The organism is Streptomyces sp. NPDC026246 (assembly GCF_055567995.1).
The window spans coordinates 74,704-94,642 of record NZ_JBVHPJ010000005.1 but is presented as its reverse complement, the minus strand read 5'-3'; the positions used below and the strand labels follow the sequence as shown (position 1 = coordinate 94,642).

The following is a 19,939-nucleotide window of genomic DNA, read 5'->3' as shown; positions in this document are numbered from 1 at the left end:
GCCGCGCATGGAGCCGGTGAACCCGCAGGGCCGCACGACGGAGGAGGGACGGGCCGGTGAGGGCTGGACCCCGCGAGTCGAGTGTCGACGCCAGGTGCCCGAAGGAACCGAGGGCGAGGTGGCCGCGCTGTACTGGGAGGCGTTCGGCCGCAAACTCGGATCGGCACTCAACCCTCCCGACACCGGGCGGGCCTTCATCGCCGCACACCTGAACCACGACCGGGGGGTGACCGCCCTCGCCGACGGGAAGGTGGTCGGGGTGGCGGGATACCAGCTCGGCGGGCGCGCGCTGACCGGCGGCGGCGTGCGGGACGTGGTGTCCACCTACGGCCTCTTCCGTGGCCTGCCCCGGGTCGCGGTGCTCGCCCTGTTCGAGCGCACGCCCCGGAAGGGCGAACTGGTCATGGACGGCATCGCGGTGGACGCGCGGCACCGGGGCGGCGGGATCGGCAGCCTGCTGCTGAAGGAGGTCGCCGCCATCGCGGCCGACCACGGCTGCCGTCGCATCCGTCTGGACGTCATCGACACCAACCCCCGTGCCCGGGCCCTGTACGAACGGCACGGCTTCGTCGCCGGGCACACCGAGCAGACGCCCTACCTGCGCCGCCTGATGGGGTTCGGCGCCGTGACGACCATGTACCGCCCCGTCACCCGGGCGGACCGGACCGGCGGGGGCGTGCGATGACGGCCGCCGGCACCCTCACCACGGGTGCCCATGCGGACGGCCCTCCCCGCCCCGAGGTGCCCACCCGGCTGCTCGTGCACGCACTGGTGCGGGAGGACGGCACCGTCGACGCCGGCGAGTTGTACAGCGTGGCGAGCCTGCTGGGCATGACCGACCAACAGGTGCGGCTGTGCATCAAACGCCTGGTCGCCGACGGCCGGTTCACCCAGGACGGGCGCGGACGCAAGGCCGTGCTGCGGGCCGTGGCCGACCCCACCGGCGCCCTCGCCCCGGACGCGGATTACGTGCGGCACGCCTACCGGCAGGACGCCGGGCAGGTCCCCTGGGACGGTGTGTGGCACCTGTTCGCCTTCGCCATCCCCGAATCGCGCCGCACCACCCGGGACGCCCTGCGTGACACGCTCCTCCACCTCGGCGCGGCCCCCCTCCAGGGCGGTCTCTACGTCACCGCCAACCCGGTCACCGACATCGTCGAGGCCCACGCCCGCCGGCTGGGCGTCCTGGACTCCTTGACCTTCCTCACGAGCACCGACCTGCGCCTCGGCGCCCTCACCGAACCGGCGGCCCTGGCCGCCGAGCTGTGGCCCCTGGAGCAGATCGCCGCGCGCTACGAGCGGCTCGATGTCTTCGCGCGGCACTGCCTGACCGCACTGGGTGCGCCGCAAGCGGCCGACGACACCGGGCGCGTGGCCGCCGGACGGCTGGCCATGGCGGTCGAACTCGCGGCGGAGTTCACCGCGGCCGTGCGACCCGACCCGCTGCTCCCCCCGGAGCTACTGCCCCAGCCGTGGCCCGGCACCCACGCACGCCGGCTCACCGCCGACTGCTGGCAACGCCTGTCCCGGCCCGGCCCCGACGGGCCGGAGGGCCTGCGCCTGTTCCGGCTCTACGCCGACACCCTCGGCGCCCCACCCGAGGCATCCTGACAGCGCGCCCACGCCGGACGCCCGGCAGGCCGCCCGGACCTCATCCGAGTCGACGGCGGTGACGCGGTTGCTCAGGTGCCCGGGGTCCACACGCCGAACCACTGCTCGGCGCCCCACTCCTCGAACCGCTCCACCTCGCTGAACCCCAGCTTCTCGGCGAGGCGCACGGAACGGGAGTTGGCGGTCCGGGTGCACAGCACCACCGGCTCGCCGGGGAGTTCGACGGCGAACCAGTCGAGTGCCGCTGCGCACGCCTCGGCGGCGTACCCGCGTCCCCACGCCTCGGGGAGCAGCATGTAGCCGAGTTCGGCTTCCCCGCCCTCCGGGCGGACGTGCCCCGGACGGGTGGCGTCGCGCCTGTCCAGGAGGGTGATGGTGCCGATCATCGCGCCGTCCAGTGCGACCACGAAGACGCCCGGGCGACGCCCGGGCACTTCGGGGACCACGCGTTCGAGCTCGTCGCGGGAGCGCGGGCCACCGAGGTAGGTGTGCACCTGCGGCGAGGCGAAAAGGTCGATGAACGCCCGGCGGTCCCCGGCCTCCGACTGGCGCAGCACGAGCCGTTCGGTCCTGATCGCCGCAGGCGGCCAGGCGACGGATCCGGGGTCGGTCATGGCGGGACCGTAGCGCACCGCTCCAGCGGGGTGTGCTCGGGTGGGGGAGGTGAGCGGTGACGACGACGCTCCGACCAGCCCTGTACTTCCCGTGTCTACACGGTGTCGCACCATCCGTACGGCCATCTGTGTCGGCGGCGTGGGCCATCCGTCGGTGGTGCGCATCGAGGCCCGGATGCTCCGCGCGCCCTGTGGTCGGCCCTTGCCCGCATCTCCACCCGGGGGAAGAGTCGGGGCCCGCCATCGGACGTCGCCCATCCGCGACCGTCCGCTCAGCGTCCCCGAGAGGAGTCGCACCATGAAACGATCACGCCCGAGAGCCTGGCTCCTGACCGTCGTCATGTCCGTGCTGACCGCGACACTCGCGTTGTCGCCCGCGCAGCCGGCGGCGGCCGACCCCGCCGGAGTCCTGCGCACCCTCGACTGGGAACAGGCGGCCGACCGCACGCTCCCCACCACCGCGCCGCCCAACTTCCTGAAGCAGTGGGGCACGTCGTACGGCGCCACCAACGTCACCGGCCCCACGCGCGACGGCTCCCACGGGGCCCGCTTCGAGCTGCGCAAGACCGACCCGGTCGTCTCCGGCAGCAAACGGGCGGAGATATCGCAGCGCGACGAGCAGCCGGCGAATGCCGAGCGATGGTACGGCTTCAGCATCAACCTGGCGTCGAGCTGGGCCTATGACACCTCGGCCGAGATCGTGAGCCAGTGGCACCAGTGCGACGTGGGCTGCCCGGGCGGTTCACCGCCCTTGGCGCTGCTCACCGACGAAGGGCGCTGGAAGATCGACTTCCGCGGCCAGTTCATCGACCTGGGGGCGTACAGCACCGGTGTCTGGGTGGACTGGGTCTTCCACGTCACCTGGCGCGCCGACAGCAGCGGCGTGCTGCAGGTCTGGAAGAACGGCGAACGGGTCGTGAACCGCACCGGCGCCACCCATGACGGCGGACCGCGCTCGCCCTACTTCAAGTTCGGCATCTACAAATGGGACTGGAACACCGGAGCCCCGTCCAGCACCACCCAGCGCGTGCTGCACTACGACGCCCTGCGCCTGGGCGACGAGCGGGCCGTCCACAAGGACGTCGCACCGCAGCGGACCTGCGCCCGGGCCGCACCGGTGACGGCAGCGACCGCCACCACCCACGAACCGGCGAACCCGCCCGCCCATGCCGTCGACGGTGACCTGACGACCCGCTGGTCCGGTCAGGGCTTCGGCGCGGCACTCATCCTGGACGCCGGCACGCAACGCCACCTGTGCGGCGCGACGGTGGCCTGGCACCGCGGCGACCTGCGGTGGAACGACTACACCATCCACGCCTCGCAGGACGGCGTCTCGTACACCAAGGTGTGGGAAGGCCGCAGCTCGGGGACGACCACCGCGCCCGAGACCGTCCTGTTCACCACCGGACCTCTGGACGTCCGCTATCTGAAGATCTCCTTCTGGGCGAACCCCGAGAACGACTGGGCGAGCATCACCGAAACGAGTTCTCTGGGACTCTGACCGGCCGCCCCCCGGGGGTCCGCGACCAGCCCCGCCCCGCACGGCACCCGCCTCGCACGGCACCCGTCCCGTGCGGGGCGCTGCCGCGGGATCTCCTCACTAGGACTCGCCGAGGACGCAAGGGACGCCGAGGACGCCGAGGACGCCCGGGACGTTGGGGACGTCGGCGCCGACCGGCTCCCCGGAGCCGGCCGTCAGGGCTGCGGCTGCCCTCGCAGGCCGTCGAGGATGAGCGCGAGCATGCGGGGAGCCCGGTCCTCGGGGGTGGTGGCGGCGCGCCACAGAGCACCGGTGAGCTGGAGGAAGTCGCCGGCGTCGGCGTCCGCCCGGATGCTCGCGTCCCTTTTGCCGGCGTCGAGAAGCTCGGAGATCGCGGCGATCACCGGGCCGTAGCTCTGCTCGCTGATCGCCTGGTGGGCGCCCGGCCCGAGAGCGTCGCCGAGGCCGTGCTTCCGTCGCATGGCCTCGACCAGGTCGAGCGTCCACGTGCGCAGCGCCTCCAGCGGCGGCAGCGCGGCGAGGAGATCGGGCACGGTGCCCACGATGCGGGTGACCTCGTCCTGGTAGACGGCCAGCACCAGCGCCTCGCGGGTGGGGAAGTTGCGGTACAGCGTGCCCGGCCCGACGCCCGCCCGCTGGGCGATCTGGTTCATCGACGTGCTGCCGTCCTCGGCCAGCGCCTCGCGTGCGGCGGCGAGGATGCGCGCCCTGTTCTCACGGGCGTCCGAACGGACCACGAGACCTCCCCTTGCTAAGTGGAGAGCTCTCCACTACGGTATTCGGAGAGCTCTCCACTTACTTTAGAGGGGCGTCATGCACTACATCAAGCTCGGCACCACCGGCCTCGACGTGTCACCCATCGCCATCGGCGCCATGACGTACGGGGAACCCGACCGCGGGCACCCCGTCTGGTCGAAGGGCGAAGAAGAGGCCCGGCCGCTCATCAAGCACGCGCTCGAGGCGGGCATCAACTTCTTCGACACCGCGAACCTGTACTCCAACGGCTCCAGCGAGGAGATCCTCGGCCGTGCACTCGGCGAGTACGCCGACCGCGACGCCGTGGTGATCGCCACCAAGCTGCGCCATCCCATGCGGCTGGGACCGAACGGACGAGGGTTGTCGCGCAAGGCGATCATGACCGAGGTCGACCACTCGCTGCGCCGTCTCGGCACGGACTACATCGACCTCTACCAGATACACCGCAACGACCACTCCACCCCGTGGGAAGAGACACTCGAGGCCCTGAGCGACCTGGTGAAGGCAGGCAAGGTCCGCTACCTGGGCGCCTCGTCCATGCACGCGTGGGAGTTCGCCAAGGCCCTCCACCTGCAGAAGCAGAACGGCTGGGCGCGGTTCGTGTCGATGCAGGACCACTACAACCTCCTCGCCCGCGAGGAGGAGCGGGAGATGATCCCGCTGTGCCTGGACGAAGGCGTCGGCACCCTCGTCTGGTCCCCGCTGGCGCGCGGCCGCCTCGCCCGTGCCTGGGACGACGCCCGCTCGACCGCCCGCTCCGAGACGGACGGGAGCTACGCGGACCTGCTCTACTCGCCGGCGCAGGAAGCATCCAACAAGGCGATCATCGACGCGGTCGGTCAGGTGGCACAGGCGCACGGTGTGAGCCGCGCACAGATCGCGCTCGCCTGGCTGCGCGGCCGGCCCGTCGTCACCGCACCCCTCGTTGGTGCGGGCTCCGTCCGGCAGATCGACGAGGCCGTCGCCTCCCTCGACGTCGAGCTCACCGACGACGAGGTCCGCGCCCTGGAAGCCCCCTACACCCCGCGCCACGACTGGCAGGGTGTCTCGGACGAAGCGGAACTCGAGGCCATCCGCCGGCGCGTCCCCGGCATGTCCCTGCGATGAACCCCGTCGCCCGCCCCGGGCCGACCGCCCGGGCCGGCGGCCTGCTCATCCCGCTGGGCCACACCCCCGCGACACCCCGTCACACCCACACCCACCACCCGCCCCGCATGAAGCACCAGTTGAGGAGAGACACATGACACGGGTACTGGTCACGGGAGGAACCGGCTTCATCGGCAGCTGGTGCATCCTGGCCCTGCTCGACGCCGGTCACACCGTGCGCACCACCGTCCGTGACCTGCGGCGCGAACCGGCCCTGCGCTCCTGGCTGCACCGAGCGGCACCCTTCGACGACGACCGCCTCACCGTCGTACGCGCCGACCTGCAGCAGGCCGACGGCTGGGACGCCGCCGTCGCCGACTGCGACCACGTCCTCCACGTCGCCTCACCCACCCTGCGCCACACCCCCGCCACCGACGACGACCTGATCGTCCCGGCCCGGGAAGGCGTACTGCGGGTCCTGCGCGCCGCACGCGACGCCGGCGTCCGCCGCACCGTCCTGACCAGCTCCTTCGGCGCCGTCGGGATGGGTCACCCGCAGCGGTCGACGCCGTTCACGGAGGAGGACTGGACCGACGTCGACGCCGACATCCCGCCCTACCAGCGGTCCAAGACCCTCGCCGAGCGAGCCGCCTGGCAGTTCATCGCCGAGGAGGGCGGAGGAATGGAGCTGGCCGCCGTGCATCCCGTGGGCGTCTTCGGGCCCCTCCTCGGCTCGGACGACCCGCCCTCCCTGCGTCTGGTGCGCCGGATGCTCGAAGGGAAGGTGCCCGCCTGCCCGCCCTTCGGCATGGGCTACGTCGACGTCCGCGACGTCGCCGACCTGCACCTGCGCGCCATGACGGACCCCGCGGCCGCCGGTGAACGCTTCCTCGCGGTCGCGGGACCGAGCCTTCGCGTGGTCGACATCGCCCGCATCCTGCGCGAGCGCCTCGGCGAACGCGCCGCGCACGTGCCCACGCGCGAGCTGCCCGTCTGGCTCACACGAGGCCTCGCCCTCGCGAACCCCGAACTGCGCCTGCTCAAGCACCAGCTCGGCCGCGACCTCGACGCCACCGGCGCCAAGGCGGAGAAGCTCCTCGGCTGGACCGCGCGCCCCATCGAGGACACGATCGCGGACACCGCCGAAAGCCTCCTCGCCCACGGCATCGGCAGCTGACCGCTTCGCCGCGCAAGCCCGAGCCCTGGCGCGGCCGTCCGAAGCATCCGTGAAGCCGGCGTTCAGGACCGGCTGGGCAGCCCGGTGGTCGTGCTCACCCCTGGGTGGTCGGGGCCGTGATCGGCGCGCCGGGGGAGGGGCGGACGTTCGCCTTGGACAGGTCGCCCGCGTAGTGCCGGTGCAGTCGAGGGTCCATGATGCGGCGCCACAGCGGTGGACACCACGCCACGACGATCATCGTCGCGTAGCCGGACGGCAGTTGGGGTGCCTCCTCGACATGCCTGAGCGTCTGGTAGCGCCGCAGCGGATTGGCGTGGTGGTCGGAGTGGCGCTGCAACTGGAAGAGGAACAGGTTGCTGACCGTGTTGTTGCTGTTCCAGCTGTGACGGGGCGCGACCCGCTCGTAGCGGCCGTCCGGCCGGCGTTGCCGCAACAGCCCGTAGTGCTCCAGGTAGTTGACCGTCTCCAGGAGACTGAAGCCCAGTACGGCCTGAAGAAGCAGGTACGGCAGGACGGTCCAGCCGAAGGACAAGCCCAGCGCGGCGAACAGCGCCACAGTCAGCGCCCAGGACGTGAGGACGTCGTTGTGGAGGCTCCAGATTCGTCGGTTGCGGCGCTGGAGCCGGCGGCTCTCCAGGATCCAGGCCGAACGCAGACTGCCCACCACCGCCCGCGGCAGGAAGCGCCAGAAGCTCTCACCCATCCGCGAACTCGCCGGGTCCTCCGGCGTGGCGACCCTGATGTGATGGCCGTGGTTGTGCTCGACGTAGAAGTGTCCGTAGCCGCTCTGCGCCAGCGCCATGCGGCTCAGCCGCCGTTCCAGCTGCTCCCGCTTGTGGCCGAGTTCGTGAGCGGTGTTGATCGCCACCCCGGCCACGACCCCGGTCGTCGCGGCCAGCCCGAGGCTCTCCGCGACCGACAGCTCGCCCCCGGCCCACCGCCCACAGGCCCAGACGAGGGCACCGAACTGCAGCGGCAGATAGAGGAACGTGCACCAGCGGTAGTACCGGTCCGCCTCCAGGGCCTTCATGACCTCCTCGGGCGGATTGGCGCTGTCCTTGCCCGTGACGTGGTCGACCACCGGCAGCAGGACGAAGGCGAAGACCGGCCCCCACCACCACAGCGCCCCGACGCCCGTCAGGGCGACGAGACCGCCCGCCTGGAACGGCAGCGTGGGTACGGCGAGGGCGAGCAGCCACAGATACCGTTTCGGATCACGCCACCGCTGGACCTCTAGTCCCCGACGATGCGGCATGACACCTCCTGGTGAGCACAGTGCGCCCCCGCCCTCCCGCGGGGACGGCGGGGGCGCACTTCCTTGGGGGGAGCACCGAGCGTGCCAAGAGGCCGGACCGCTGACAAGGGAGATCACGGTGTCAACGTTCTGAGTGCCCGTCAGGTGGCTGGAGGCCGCGCCGCGCCCGCCCTGGGCGGCCCTGACAGACTGGGGCCATGGCGGCACACGGACACACGGCGACACCCCAGGACACCGGCACGCAGGCACCCGATCCGCCGCGGGTCGCCTGGCGCAAGCAGATGAGGCAACGGGTGCTGGACGCCGCACGCGACTTGACGTGCGACTCGGGCTGGGACGGGGTGAGCCTGTCGGCCGTCGCCGCCGCGGCGGAGGTGTCCCGGCCGTCGGTCTACAAGGAGTTCGGCAACAGGGCCGGTCTCGGTCGTGCTCTCGTCGTCAGGGAGACCCAGGCGTTCCTCGACAGCGTGGCTGCGGTCCTCCAGCCAGGGCTCCCGGACACCCGTGCCGCGCTGGAGGCGGCGATCCGCTTCGTCCTCACCGAGGCCCACCGCAACCCCCTCGTGCGGGCCGTCGTCCTGGCAGCGCGCGAGGGCTCCGACAGCCTGCTGCCGTACCTCACCGCACGCGCCGACCCGGTCTTCGACGTGGCGCAGGACCTGCTGCGCGGCTGGCTCGCGGAGCGTTTCCCCGCCCGGGACGAGATGCTCGTCGACGTCGCCGCGGACATCGCGGTGCGGATGACCCTCAGCCACCTCGTCCTGCCGGGCGCAGACGCTCACGACACCGCGGAGCGCCTCTCCCTGGCGATACTGAAGGTGCTGCGCTGAACTGGCGCACTGCTGCTGGGTGTTGTGATGGCGTCGCAGGCGCACGGGTGAGGGGGCGGCGTGGGACTCACGACGACGGTCCGCGCGGTGAACGGGCTGACCGCGCGGTGGGCCGGTGTCTCGGACGGCGGCACGGTGTTCTCGGCCGCGGGGGTGTGGCCGCTGCTGGCTCACCTGGCCGACGGGGCGCAGGGCCGGGCGCGGTCCGAGCTGGCGGAGGCTCTGGGGCTCGACGCCCGGCAGGCTCCGGCCGCCGCGCGCGAGTTGCTGACAGCGATGGGTGCCATGCGGGGGCTGGAGACCGCTGTGGGGCTGTGGACGCAGCGCACGCTGCAGCTGAAGGTCCCGTGGGAGGAGGGGCTGCCAGTCGACGCTCACGGGGTGCTCACCGGCGACCTCGTGGCCGATCGACTGGCGCTGGACACCTGGACGGTGAAGCGGACCGGTGGCCTGGTCGGCCGCATGCCGATCACGCTGACCAAGGACACGCAGATGGTGCTGGCCAGTGCCCTGGCCCTGCGCACGCGGTGGCTGAGTCCCTTCCACGAAACGGAACTGGAGACGGCGTACGAGCCGTGGGCCACCACGCCGCGGCTGGCGCTGCGGCGTTCCAGCGCCGTGCTCGACCGGGTCGCAGTGGCGGACACACCTGGCGGGCACGTCACCGAGGTGAAGGTGCTGGGGAACAACGCCCTGGACGTGCACCTGCTGCTCGGTGAAGAGGCCATGAAGCCGGGGCAGGTGCTCCAGGCCGGGGTCGACCTCCTCGCCCGCCGGCACGCGGTCGTGCGCGGGCCGCAGTTGCCCTTGGGGTCGGTGGGCCCGGGCCTGACGGTCGAGAGGGTGCGGTGCACGCGGCCGGAGCCGCCGTCGCTGGAGGTGACGACCGTGGCGTACGACATGAGTGCCCGCCACGACCTGATGAGGCTGCATCAGTTGTTCGGGCTCACGACGGCGCGAGACACCTCGCGCGGGCACTTCCCCGGCATCAGCGACTTCCCGCTCGCCGTGGGGTCGGCCGGGCAGAGCACGATGGCGCGGTTCCACGCGTCGGGTTTCGAGGCCGCCGTGGTGACGGCGTTCGGCGAGGCCGGCGGGGGCCTCCCCGACCTCCGATACGTCACCACCCGCATCCGTGCCGACTTCGACCGGCCCTTCGGCTTTCTCGCCGTGCATCGTCACACGGGACTGGTGCTGACGGCGGGCTGGGTCACCGATCCGCTGCCGTCACCGGAGTACGACGGCGAGCACGAGGGGTGAGTCCGCACGGCACATACTTGGCTGGCCACATAAACAGCAGGCCCAGCAGGGCAGCAGGACCAGCGGCGGCGCGGGCCCCACACGATCATGACCGTGCTCCACGTGGTGGCCGCCGCCAGGACAGCAGCGGTCACCACCTTCTTGGACGACCGTGCCGGGCGCTCGTGTTCCCGGTGGTCCGGTGCTCGACCAGGACGAGGTGTCATCGTAGCCCTGGTCGAGGAGACGGCCGGTCCGCCGACCGACGGCTATCCCTTCCGTGTGAAGGAGCAGGTACGGTCCTCCTCCTCGAACCGCATCGCGGTGAGGGCGCCGTCGGACGAATGGGTGAAGAGCAAGGGAAACAGGGTCCTGTTGTACTCCAGGTTGAGAGAAGGGGGCAAAGCGTCCTTCCCTCCGCGGTACAGGTACCACGTACCGCTGCCGTCGAGGCGCCGCTCGTCGTGCGGTCCCTCTCCCGATGGGAAGTCGGTGAAGCTGAACCGGCCGCCCTTGAAGACGTCGAGGATTGCCCCGCAGGTGCCGCTCCAGCGGCCGACCACGTCTGCGGACGAGACAGGTGCCGCTGGTTTCCCCTGTTGCACGCATCCGGTCAGAGGCGCGAAAAGGGCAGCGCACATCACCGTCATAGCGGTCCAACTGGTCGACACCTGTCTCATCCGTGTGTCACTTGTTCCTGTCGATCCCTTGCTGGTTAGAAGAAAAGGCTGAGCAGCCAGAGGAGGTAGGCAATGAGCGCGGCCACTGAGCTTCCGCCGCCTCCGTCACCACCACCCGCCCCCGCCCCCGCCTCTGCCGGAGCTGGGCGAGCCGTAGTGGACGGTCTCCGTCCACGTGACAGTCTGGCTCCTCTTGGACATCACACCCGTTTGCGAGCGGACGGCTACTTCAGGTTCACGGTGTCCCCGGTCGACACGACTCGCGCGGTCGTGGTGGTCCCCGGGAAGTACCAGCGCCAGGTTCCTGCCGAGGCGGCGGTGACCTTGGTGCTGAGCTTGCCGGATCCGTCCGTCTTCACCGTCTTGACGGTGCTGTACCGGGTGGCGCCTGCCTTCTTGAACTGAAGCTGCACCTTCTGCCCGGTGTAGCCGTGGTACTTCAGGTCCTCCCAGTTGGCCCGGGACAGTTTGCCGGTGACGGTGAGCGCGGCACCCTTGGCCACCGGTTCAGGGGCGGCGTCCGTGGTGAGTCTGGACGCCCGCTTCATCTTGAACTCGGCGATGTGGTCGGAGATCCAGTAGTCACCGTCCTTGGCCTTGACTGTGGCGTTGACCTGCCAGACGCCCGCCGAGACGTTGGAGTCCCCCGGCACGGCGTCGTCTAGCCACGCCGGGACGACCGTCATCTTGGCCGTGCACACCGACGTGGTGGAGCTCTTCGCCTCGCACTTGGTGTCCACCCAGTCGCTGAAGCCCCACCCGTTCGACGTGTTGAACACGCTGACGCGGGTCAGGCCCTTCACTCCTGAGTTGTCCCGGATAGTGATGGCGATCGGGTAGGTGACGCGTGCGGTCGTGCCGACGATGACGTTGTTGCCACCGTTCACGACGGCCTTGGTGACGCGAATGTCTCCACGACCCTCTGCGTGGGCCACGGTGGTGGACAGCAGCGTCAAAACCGTGGCACCGACCACGATGCCGGCCGTTCCGGCCGTTCTACCTGGCATGATCCCTCCCCTGTTCGTGGGAGGAGATTACGTCAGGGCCGCGGGGAGGCGGCGGCGGCACCCCCCAAGTTCCTTGCGGGCGCGTCAGGTTCCTGCGCCGTCGGGTGCCGCGTCCTCGGCCGGCTGCCGGTCCCGTCCGCCCGGGTGGCGGTGCCGCCAGGTCCAGAACACCGCACAGGACACCAACGCCCAGCCCGTCAGCACCAGGAACGGGAAGGCGTGCTGGTGCCGCGCGAAGTACACCGCGGTGTGCTGCGCGTTGACCGACGCGCCGGGCGGCAGCCAGCGCCCGATGACGCCCAGCGCGGACGGCAGCAGCGGCCACGAGACAGCACCGCCCGACGAGGGGTTGCCCAGCAGGACCATGACGCCCCAGGTCGGGAGCATCGCCCAGCGGCCGACCAGGGTGTTGAACATGGTGAACGTCATGCCGCTGGCGAACATGGTGAGGGCCAGGATGAGCCACGACTCCACGAACGGCAGATCGAGCGCGCCGAGCAGCCAGTCCACTGCCGCCGCGATGGCGAAACCGCCGAGCAGCGCGTAGGCGGCGGTGAAGGCGATCCGCTCGAGCGGGGTGAGCGCCCGGGCGTGCACGCTGAGCTGGATCGCACCGACGAAGCCGATGATCACCGCGGCCAGCGAGACGTAGAAGATGGCCAGACCGCGCGGGTCGCCGTTCTGGAGCGGGTTGACGTCCCGGACGGTCACCGACACCCCGGTCGCCCGCCCCACCGCCGGCGCCGCCTGCGCCAGCAGTTCGGCCACCGAGGCACCGGAGGCGGAGGAGACGTCCAGCAGGACATGCCGCCCGTCCCCGCCCAGTTCGAAGATCGCGAAGACCCGCTGCTCCTCGACGGCTTCCAGGGCCGCCGCCCGCGAGTCGTAGGTTCGGGTGCGCATGGACGAGTTGAGTGCCGTGCCCAGCCCCGCGAGGAACGCCCGGCCGCGCTCCTCCTGATACGGCCCGACAACGGCCGTGGGGAGCTGGTGCGGGGTCGGATTGGCCATGGCGTACGTGTACGACCAGGCGAACAGCCCGGCCGCCGCGGCCAGGATGAACACCAGCACGGTCGCGGGCCACCACGGCGTCCCGCGGAAACGGCCCCAGCGGCCCTCTCGGCTCTCGTGTTCCGGGAGCGCCTCCCGGCCGTCGCCGGCCACCTCGGGATTGTCGTGCACGTTCGCCCGTCCTAGGTCGTGCGGATCCGGTCGCCGCCGCACGCGCACGTCACCGCTCGTCCGGAGCAGCATCAACGGCTCGGTCAGCGCGGTACGGCGGTCTTGAGCTCCGGCTCCATCGTCACGCCCCGGGCAGCGCTGCCCCTCCACCAACACACGGTCTCACCTGCGCGGACCAGCGACACCGCACGTCCGGCCGCCCTCTGAACCGTCGCCCGAGCTGCCGCGTGCCGGGGTCACCGGCACCCCGCCCCCTCCGGGTGGGGGGCTAGGGCACACGATGCGTGGTGGTGCGGAGACCGTCGCGGTTCTTACGGCCGAGCAGACCGGCGGTGACGAGTTCGGCGAGGGCCTTCGAGGGCTGGTGGGTGGCGGGGAACCGGTCGTGGAGACGGTGCTGGATGGCCAGGCTGACGTCGAGACCGATGGTGTCGAGCAGGGCGAAGGGGCCCATGGGATAGCCGTAAGCGCGTTGGACGGCGGTGTCGGTGTGCTCGATGACGTGGTCGTCGGCGCCCCGACGGTCGAGCAGGTCCAGGGCGGCGCCGAGATAGCCGAAGAGCAGGCTGTTGACGATAAAGCCGGTCCGGTCGGGGCAGTGCACGGGTGTCTTGCCGAGCTCCTCGCACCAGGTGTGAGCCGTGGCGAGGGTGGCGGGGGAGGTGTCGGGGGTGTGCGCGATCTCCACGAGCCGCATGACGGGCGCGGGGTTGAAGAAGTGCAGGCCGATGACGTCGGCGGGACGGCCCGAGGCGTCGGCGCAGGCGGCGACGGACAGGCTGGAAGTGGTGGTCGCCAGAAGAGTGCCGGGGGCACTCGTCTCACCGAGCGCGACGAAGATGTCCCGCTTGACGTCGGGGTCCTCGGCGGCGGCCTCGACGATCAGGTCGCAGGCGGCCAGTGCGGCGACGTCCGTGCCGGTGCGCAGGCCGGCCAGGGCCTGGTCGCGGATGGCGGGTGTGATCCTGCCGCGGCGTACGGCACGGACGAGGGAGTCGGTGATGCCGTCCAGGGCGGCCCGGGCCTTGTCCTCGCTGCGGGCGACGAGGAGGGTGGGGTGGCCGGCCGTGGCGGTGACTTCGGCGATGCCGCTGGCCATGGCACCGGAGCCGACGACACCGACCCGGTGGACGGAGCGGGCGGCGCTCGGGTCGGGGGTGGCGGTGTGCTCGGGCAAGGGTGCCCCGGTGTCGTCGTACGTGTAGAACCCGCGACCTGTCTTGCGGCCCAGGCGGCCGTCGTCGATCAGCCGGGTGAGGACGGGCGCCGGAATGAACGACGGTTCCCCGGTGCGTCGGTGAAGGTCCGTCAAGGCGGCATGGACGGTGTCCAGCCCCATCGCGTCCAGGGTCTCCAAGGGGCCTGCGGGCAGCGCGCAGCCCAGGCGCATCGCGGTGTCGATGGCGTGGTGGGAGACGTAGCCGGTGTCCTGGAGCGCGGCGGCGCGGTTGAGCAGGTTCAGCACCAGGGCGGTGGCGTCCGCGGCGGCCCGGGTGCCGACCTGGACGGCCGTGAGCCGCGCGGCCTCGACGACCTGGTGCGCGGCGCGAGCGGCTTCGGGGGAGCTGAGCGAGGTGTGAACGGGTTCGGCGGGGGAGCCGGCCGCGGGTGGGGTGAACAGGCGCAGTGCGGCGAGGTCGGCGGGGCGGCCCGAGGCGATGGCGAGCCGGGCCAGGGGGAGGGTGTCGGTGGTGGTGACCAGCGGGGTGCCGGGCGGGCAGACGTCGTGGATCCGGCCGAGAACCTCCGTCTTCACGTCCCAGTCCTCGGGGACGGCTTCGACGACCAGGTCGCTCCCGCGCAGCAGGCCGTAGTCGTCGCCGAGGACGGGCTCGGGGCCGGCGGCGGTGGGGGCGGCCGCTTTCAGACGCCGTGTCAGGCGGGTGAGGACGTCCAGGTCGGTGTCGACGCCGACGACCCGGTGGCCGGTGTCGTGCAGTGCGCGCAGCAGTGCTTCGCCGATCGAGCCGAGGCCGACGACGCCGATCACCGGCGCGGTCGCGGAGATGGGCGCAGGGCTGGGTGTGGGTGTCGTCATGGGGTGGGTTCCTGATCCTGGTCCTGGTCCTGGCGGAAACGGTTGATGGCCGTCAGGTGGCGGGCGCGCAGTGCCGGATCGCTCACGCCGAGGCCTTCCCGGGGGGCGAGGCAGAGCACGCCGACCTTGCCCTGGTGGAGGTTGCGGTGCACGTCGTAGGTGGCCTGGCCGGTGTCCTGGAGTGGGTACACCTTGGACAGCGTGGGATGGATCCTGCCCTTCGCGACGAGCCGGTTGGCCTCCCAGGCCTCGCGGTAGTTGGCGAAGTGCGAGCCGATGATCCGCTTCAGTGACATCCACAGGTAGCGGTTGTCGTACTCGTGCATGTAGCCCGAGGTCGAGGCGCAGGTGGTGATGGTGCCGCCCTTGCGGGTGACGTAGACGGACGCGCCGAAGGTCTCCCGGCCCGGGTGCTCGAAGACGATGTCGACGTCCTCGCCGCCGGTGAGCTCGCGGATCCGCTTGCCGAACCGCTTCCACTCCCTGGGGTCCTGGGTGTGCTCGTCCTTCCAGAACTCATAGCCCTCGGCGTTGCGGTCGATGACGGCTTCGGCGCCCATCGAACGGCAGATGTCCGCCTTCTGCTCGCTGGAGACGACGCAGATCGGGTGGGCACCCCCGGCCAGAGCCAGCTGCGTGGCGTAGGAGCCGAGTCCGCCGCTGGCACCCCAGATGAGGACGTTGTCGCCCTGCTTCATGCCGGCGCCGTTGCGGGAGACCAGCTGCCGGTAGGCGGTGGAGTTGACCAGGCCGGGGGCGGCGGCCTCCTCCCAGGTCAGGTGGGCGGGTTTGGGCATCAGCTGGTTGGACTTCACCAGGGCGATCTCGGCGAGTCCGCCGAAGTTGGTCTCGAAGCCCCAGATGCGCTGCTCGGGGTCGAGCATCGTGTCGTTGTGGCCGTCGGCCGACTCCAGTTCCACCGACAGACAGTGGGCCACCACCCGGTCGCCCGCCTTCCACCGGTTCACGCCCGGACCGGTGCGCAGGACGACGCCGGACAGGTCCGAGCCGATGACGTGGTAGGGCAGGTCGTGCCGGGCGGTGTCCTCGGACAGGCGGGCGTAGCGCTGAAGGAACCCGAAGGTCGCCACCGGTTCGAAGATGGAGGACCAGACGGTGTTGTAGTTCACCGACGAGGCCATGACCGCGACGAGCGCTTCGCCGGCCGCCGGCTGGGGCACCGGCACGTGCTCGATGTGCAGGGACTTGCGGGGGTCCTTGTCCCGGGAGGCCAGCCCGTCGAACATGGCGGTGTCCTCGCGGCGCACGACGGCGCCCCGGTAGGACTCGGGCAGGCGCAGCGCGGCGATGTCGTGCGGCGATGCTTCACCGGTCACAGCTTGGATGATCTCGTCCACGGTGTTTCCCGATTCCTCTCGCCACGGCGAACAACTGCTGCGTCACCGGCCAGCGTGCTGGCCCCAGGCCGGACGGGACCACCCCGGACCACCCCCTGACTTTCCGCCCGGTGCTCGCGGGGGTGATTCAGGGGGGTGTCAGGGGAGGCGCGCGGGGACGAGGGCGGCCCATGCTCTCCCGGTGACGCACGCCCGGGAAACGCCGAGGAGACGCCATGACCGCACACCACGGTGACGATCCGTGGCTCAGGAACTTCTTCCCCGCCCCTCAAGCGCCCGTGCGGCTGGTGTGCCTGGCGCACGCGGGCGGTTCGGCGAGTTTCTACTTCCCCGTGGCCCGTGCGCTGTCCCCGAGGATCGAGGTGCTGGCGGTGCAGTACCCGGGGCGTCAGGACCGGCGCGGCGAGAGCCCGCTCGGTGAAGTCGACGTCCTGTCCGAGCGGATCGCGCACGCCTTGGAGCCGTGGACGGACAAACCGTACGCCTTGTTCGGGCACAGCATGGGCGCGATCGTCGGCTTCGAGGCCGCGCGCCGGCTGCAGACGGCCGGGCGGGGGCCGTCGCGGTTGTTCGTCTCCGGGCGCCGCGCGCCGTCGCTGGACACCGCCGGTGAATACCAGCCCGTCACCGACGAGGAGGTTCTGACGGAGATAGCCCGGCTCGACGGCACGGGCCCGGAGTTGCTGGAGGACGAGGAGACGCTGCGGATGATCCTGCCCGCGCTGCGCGCCGACTACGGTGCGGTGCGCCGCTACCGTTACCGGCCCGGGCCGGCGCTCGCCTGCCCCATCACCGCCTTCACCGGGGACCGTGATCCCAAGGCGACGCCGGAACAGGTGCGGGCGTGGCGGGCGCACACGACGTCCGCCTTCGAGCTCAACGTGCTGCCCGGCGGACACTTCTTCCTCGTCGGGGAACAACGCCGGGTGCTGTCCACCATAGGGAAGCAACTGGGGTTCGCGGTGCGTTCTGCGGTGGCGTCATGACGGCGCGCGCGCCGGGGCGGGGCGCGATCGGAGTGTGGGGCACCGGCGCCCACCTGCCCGAGCGGGTCGTCGCCAACGCTGAGGTGGGCCGGCTCGCCGGGGTGAGCGCGGAGTGGATCGAACGCAAGACCGGTATCGTGGAACGGCGTTACGCCGCTGATCACGAGGCCACCTCGGATCTGGCCACGCATGCGGGAGCCCGGGCACTGGCGGATGCCGGGGTACGGGCCGAGGACCTCGCCTGGATCGTCGTCGCGACGTCGACGCCGGACCATCCGCAGCCGGCCACAGCGGCATTGGTGCAGCACAGGCTGGGCGCCCGCGGGGCCGCTGCGTTCGACGTCAACGCCGTGTGCGCCGGTTTCGTGGCCGCGCTGCACACGGCTGCCCGGCTGCTGACCGTCGACGACGGCGAGTCCGGCGAGCCCGGCGGGACCGGCAGCGGACGACGGCGCTGTGCGCTGGTGATCGGCGCGGAGGTGTATTCACGGATCATCGATCCGGCCGACCGCAGGACGGCGCCGCTGTTCGGTGACGGGGCCGGTGCGGTGGTGATCGGGCCGGTGGGCGAGGGCCGGGGCCTGGTCGGGACGGCGATGCGCACCGACGGGCATCTGCACGCGCTGATCGGGGTGCAGGCGGGTGGGAGCAGGCAGCCGGCGTCGGAGAAGTCCGTGGCGCGCGGCGAGCACTACTTCCGCATGCAGGGGCGCCTGGTGCGCGAGTTCGTCGAACGGGAGTTGCCGGCCGCGGTCACGGGCACGCTGGAGCGGTTCTCCGTCCGGCCCGGCGAGGTCGACCACTTCGTCCCCCATCAGGCCAACGGGGAGATGCTCCACTCGGTGACCGCCCTCCTGGGGCTGACCGCGGCGCGGGTGCATCTGCCGGTCGACCGGCACGGCAACACCGGTGCGGCGTCCATCCCGCTCGCCCTGGACCACGCGGCCCGCGCTGACGAAAGGCCCCTGGAAGCAGGCCAGTTGGTGCTGCTGGCCGGTTTCGGCGGGGGGATGACGCTGGGCACGACGCTGTTGCGCTGGGGGCGCTGAGTCGAAGTCCCCTGCCCGGCCCGCGACCGGCCGGAATGCCGAAAGCGCGGATGGGCGGGCCCGGTTGCCGGGGAGAATGCCTCCATGACGTACGAAGGCTCCTTCATCGACCCGACCAGGCCGAGCATCGCCCGCGTCTACGACTACCTGCTCGGCGGCAAGGACAACTACGCCGTGGACCGGGAGATCGGCGACGTGTTCAAGCGCGATCTGCCCGGGTCGGTGGCCATCGCCTTCGCCAACCGGGCGGCCCTGGTCCGGGCGGTCGCGGACATCGCCAGGAGCACCGGCATCCGGCAGTTCATCGACCTGGGCAGTGGCCTGCCGACGGCGGACAACGTCCACCAGGTCGCGCAACGTCACGCTCCCGAGTCCCGGGTGGTCTACGTCGACATCGACGGTCAAGTGCTGGTCCACGGCCGTGCACTGCTGGAGAAGAACGACCGGACCCGTGTCGTCGCGGTCGACGTGCGCGACCCGGAGGGCGTCCACTCCCACCCGGTCACCCGGGAGATCATCGACTTCTCCCGCCCCGTCGCCGTCATCCTCAGCGCCATCCTCCACCACGTGAACGACGACGAGGACCCCGCAGGCATCGTCCGCTACTGGCGAGACCACGTCCCCAGCGGCAGCCACTTCTTCATCAGCCACTTCCGCTCCGGCGACAACCCGGAGACGACGCAGGCCGAGAAGGTGCTGCAGCAGACATTCGGTCGCGGCCGGTGGCGCACGGACGCGGAGATCGCCTCCCTGCTGGACGGCCTGGAGATCCTCGACCCGGGGATAGTCCCCGCGTCGCTGTGGCGTCCCGACGAGACCGACGGCCCGTGGGGCGGACGAGAACTCACGGTCTGGGAACACCTCATCGCCGCGGGCATGGCCCGCAAACCCTGACGAGCGCCGACTGCCTACCGCGGCCGGTTCCGGGGCATCAGGCCCGCGCGGCGCGCCAGTTCGTCCTCCGATCCGGTGCCGCGGCGCTTTCCCGGCGTGGCACGGACGACGTAGCGGAAGGGCAGCCCGCCCGGTTCGGCCACCATGCCGCCGAACCGGGTGTCGCCGGCGAACCACACCCGGTCCGCCGGGCGGGACCCCCGCGGACGCGGGCCGTCCCAGCCGTCGGCGGGGACGGGGAAGGAGCAGTGGCTCTGACCGTCCGGCTGGAGCAGCACCACCCGCCCGTCCGTCCCCCAGCGGCGGCCCCGGGCCCGCTCGCCCTCGGCGGAGACCACGCGGACGTCCTGCGTCCGCACGGGCCAGACCTGCCAGCCGTAGGTGGACATCACCAGCCGCTCCCGGCGCCGAGCCCGGCGCCACAGCAGCGTCAGGCCGGCCGTGACCGCGACGACGGGGGCCACGCAGGCGGCGGTGACCGAACCGGTGGCGGAGCCGGGGCCCGCGAGAAAGAGCACCGCCACCAGCAGCAGGACCTCGGCGATCAGCGCCAGGACGCCCCACCGCAGGCCTCGCTCACGCTGCCGCAGGACGTCCTCGACGCCCGGCGTGTCCACCGCCACTCCGGGCAGCACCTCGTAACCGTACTCAGCGGCGATCATCGCGCTTCCCCTCC

At 71.6% G+C, this 19,939-nt stretch carries 19 protein-coding genes; 10 read left to right on the top strand and 9 right to left on the bottom strand.

Annotated elements, in window-relative coordinates:
• Nucleotides 1-7 precede the first annotated feature (7 nt).
• Both ACZ4M5_RS15060 and ACZ4M5_RS15055 read left to right on the top strand, forming a co-directional pair.
• Complete coding sequence (locus tag ACZ4M5_RS15060; RefSeq protein ID WP_467736751.1) at nucleotides 8-685, top strand: GNAT family N-acetyltransferase; 678 nt, start codon at nucleotides 8-10, stop codon at nucleotides 683-685.
• On the top strand, nucleotides 682-1,611 hold the full coding sequence (locus ACZ4M5_RS15055) for a PaaX family transcriptional regulator C-terminal domain-containing protein (protein WP_467736749.1): 930 nt from the start codon (nucleotides 682-684) through the stop codon (nucleotides 1,609-1,611). The genes ACZ4M5_RS15060 and ACZ4M5_RS15055 overlap by 4 nt, the downstream gene beginning before the upstream one ends.
• 71 nt (nucleotides 1,612-1,682) lie before the next feature.
• Here ACZ4M5_RS15055 and ACZ4M5_RS15050 read toward each other — a convergent pair whose 3' ends face one another.
• Nucleotides 1,683-2,225 carry a GNAT family N-acetyltransferase gene (locus ACZ4M5_RS15050; protein WP_467736747.1) on the bottom strand — a complete coding sequence of 181 codons (543 nt, stop codon included), beginning with the start codon at nucleotides 2,223-2,225 and terminating at the stop codon, nucleotides 1,683-1,685.
• Nucleotides 2,226-2,523: 298 nt separating this feature from the next.
• On the opposite strand from ACZ4M5_RS15050, the gene ACZ4M5_RS15045 reads away from it, so the two are divergent.
• Nucleotides 2,524-3,726 carry a heparin lyase I family protein gene (locus tag ACZ4M5_RS15045; protein WP_467736745.1) on the top strand — a complete coding sequence of 401 codons (1,203 nt, stop codon included), beginning with the start codon at nucleotides 2,524-2,526 and terminating at the stop codon, nucleotides 3,724-3,726.
• A gap of 194 nt (nucleotides 3,727-3,920) precedes the next feature.
• Here the strand turns inward: ACZ4M5_RS15045 and ACZ4M5_RS15040 are convergent, their stop codons facing one another.
• Nucleotides 3,921-4,463 carry a TetR/AcrR family transcriptional regulator gene (locus tag ACZ4M5_RS15040; RefSeq protein ID WP_467736743.1) on the bottom strand — a complete coding sequence of 181 codons (543 nt, stop codon included), beginning with the start codon at nucleotides 4,461-4,463 and terminating at the stop codon, nucleotides 3,921-3,923.
• A 76-nt stretch (nucleotides 4,464-4,539) separates the two neighbouring features.
• On the opposite strand from ACZ4M5_RS15040, the gene ACZ4M5_RS15035 reads away from it, so the two are divergent.
• Both ACZ4M5_RS15035 and ACZ4M5_RS15030 read left to right on the top strand, forming a co-directional pair.
• A complete protein-coding gene (locus tag ACZ4M5_RS15035; protein WP_467736741.1) occupies nucleotides 4,540-5,589 on the top strand; it encodes an aldo/keto reductase in 1,050 nt (349 codons plus the stop codon).
• Between the two features lie 133 nt (nucleotides 5,590-5,722).
• On the top strand, nucleotides 5,723-6,745 hold the full coding sequence (locus ACZ4M5_RS15030; RefSeq protein WP_467736739.1) for an SDR family oxidoreductase: 1,023 nt from the start codon (nucleotides 5,723-5,725) through the stop codon (nucleotides 6,743-6,745).
• 94 nt (nucleotides 6,746-6,839) lie between these two features.
• Here ACZ4M5_RS15030 and ACZ4M5_RS15025 read toward each other — a convergent pair whose 3' ends face one another.
• The gene (locus ACZ4M5_RS15025) at nucleotides 6,840-8,000 is read right to left on the bottom strand and encodes an alkane 1-monooxygenase (protein ID WP_467736737.1); all 1,161 of its coding nucleotides are present in this window, start codon (nucleotides 7,998-8,000) and stop codon (nucleotides 6,840-6,842) included.
• A 197-nt stretch (nucleotides 8,001-8,197) separates the two neighbouring features.
• On the opposite strand from ACZ4M5_RS15025, the gene ACZ4M5_RS15020 reads away from it, so the two are divergent.
• Nucleotides 8,198-8,830: a TetR family transcriptional regulator gene (locus tag ACZ4M5_RS15020; RefSeq protein WP_467736736.1), complete on the top strand. Its 633-nt coding sequence runs from the start codon at nucleotides 8,198-8,200 to the stop codon at nucleotides 8,828-8,830.
• Between the two features lie 60 nt (nucleotides 8,831-8,890).
• On the top strand, nucleotides 8,891-10,090 hold the full coding sequence (locus tag ACZ4M5_RS15015; protein WP_467736734.1) for a serpin family protein: 1,200 nt from the start codon (nucleotides 8,891-8,893) through the stop codon (nucleotides 10,088-10,090).
• A gap of 248 nt (nucleotides 10,091-10,338) precedes the next feature.
• On the opposite strand, the gene ACZ4M5_RS15010 is transcribed toward ACZ4M5_RS15015, so the two are convergent.
• The 5 genes from ACZ4M5_RS15010 to ccrA form a co-directional block, all read right to left on the bottom strand.
• Nucleotides 10,339-10,740, bottom strand: a complete 402-nt coding sequence (locus tag ACZ4M5_RS15010; RefSeq protein ID WP_467736732.1) for a hypothetical protein — start codon at nucleotides 10,738-10,740, stop codon at nucleotides 10,339-10,341.
• 233 nt (nucleotides 10,741-10,973) lie between these two features.
• Complete coding sequence (locus tag ACZ4M5_RS15005; RefSeq protein WP_467736730.1) at nucleotides 10,974-11,756, bottom strand: hypothetical protein; 783 nt, start codon at nucleotides 11,754-11,756, stop codon at nucleotides 10,974-10,976.
• 84 nt (nucleotides 11,757-11,840) lie between these two features.
• Nucleotides 11,841-12,920, bottom strand: a complete 1,080-nt coding sequence (locus tag ACZ4M5_RS15000) for an ABC-2 transporter permease (RefSeq protein ID WP_467737356.1) — start codon at nucleotides 12,918-12,920, stop codon at nucleotides 11,841-11,843.
• 286 nt (nucleotides 12,921-13,206) lie between these two features.
• Complete coding sequence (locus ACZ4M5_RS14995) at nucleotides 13,207-14,976, bottom strand: 3-hydroxyacyl-CoA dehydrogenase family protein (protein ID WP_467736728.1); 1,770 nt, start codon at nucleotides 14,974-14,976, stop codon at nucleotides 13,207-13,209.
• Nucleotides 14,973-16,334, bottom strand: coding sequence for a crotonyl-CoA carboxylase/reductase (gene ccrA, locus ACZ4M5_RS14990; protein ID WP_467736726.1), 1,362 nt, complete (start codon nucleotides 16,332-16,334; stop codon nucleotides 14,973-14,975). Before ccrA ends, ACZ4M5_RS14995 begins: the two co-directional genes overlap by 4 nt.
• 215 nt (nucleotides 16,335-16,549) lie before the next feature.
• Here ccrA and ACZ4M5_RS14985 point away from each other — a divergent pair, with 215 nt between their 5' ends.
• From ACZ4M5_RS14985 to ACZ4M5_RS14975, 3 genes are all read left to right on the top strand, one after another.
• Complete coding sequence (locus tag ACZ4M5_RS14985) at nucleotides 16,550-17,320, top strand: thioesterase II family protein (protein WP_467736724.1); 771 nt, start codon at nucleotides 16,550-16,552, stop codon at nucleotides 17,318-17,320.
• The gene (locus tag ACZ4M5_RS14980) at nucleotides 17,317-18,369 is read left to right on the top strand and encodes a 3-oxoacyl-ACP synthase III family protein (protein WP_467736722.1); all 1,053 of its coding nucleotides are present in this window, start codon (nucleotides 17,317-17,319) and stop codon (nucleotides 18,367-18,369) included. The genes ACZ4M5_RS14985 and ACZ4M5_RS14980 overlap by 4 nt, the downstream gene beginning before the upstream one ends.
• An 84-nt stretch (nucleotides 18,370-18,453) precedes the next feature.
• Nucleotides 18,454-19,263 carry an SAM-dependent methyltransferase gene (locus tag ACZ4M5_RS14975; protein WP_467736720.1) on the top strand — a complete coding sequence of 270 codons (810 nt, stop codon included), beginning with the start codon at nucleotides 18,454-18,456 and terminating at the stop codon, nucleotides 19,261-19,263.
• A 14-nt stretch (nucleotides 19,264-19,277) separates the two neighbouring features.
• Here the strand turns inward: ACZ4M5_RS14975 and ACZ4M5_RS14970 are convergent, their stop codons facing one another.
• On the bottom strand, nucleotides 19,278-19,925 hold the full coding sequence (locus tag ACZ4M5_RS14970) for a hypothetical protein (protein WP_467736718.1): 648 nt from the start codon (nucleotides 19,923-19,925) through the stop codon (nucleotides 19,278-19,280).
• Nucleotides 19,926-19,939: the final 14 nt, after the last annotated feature.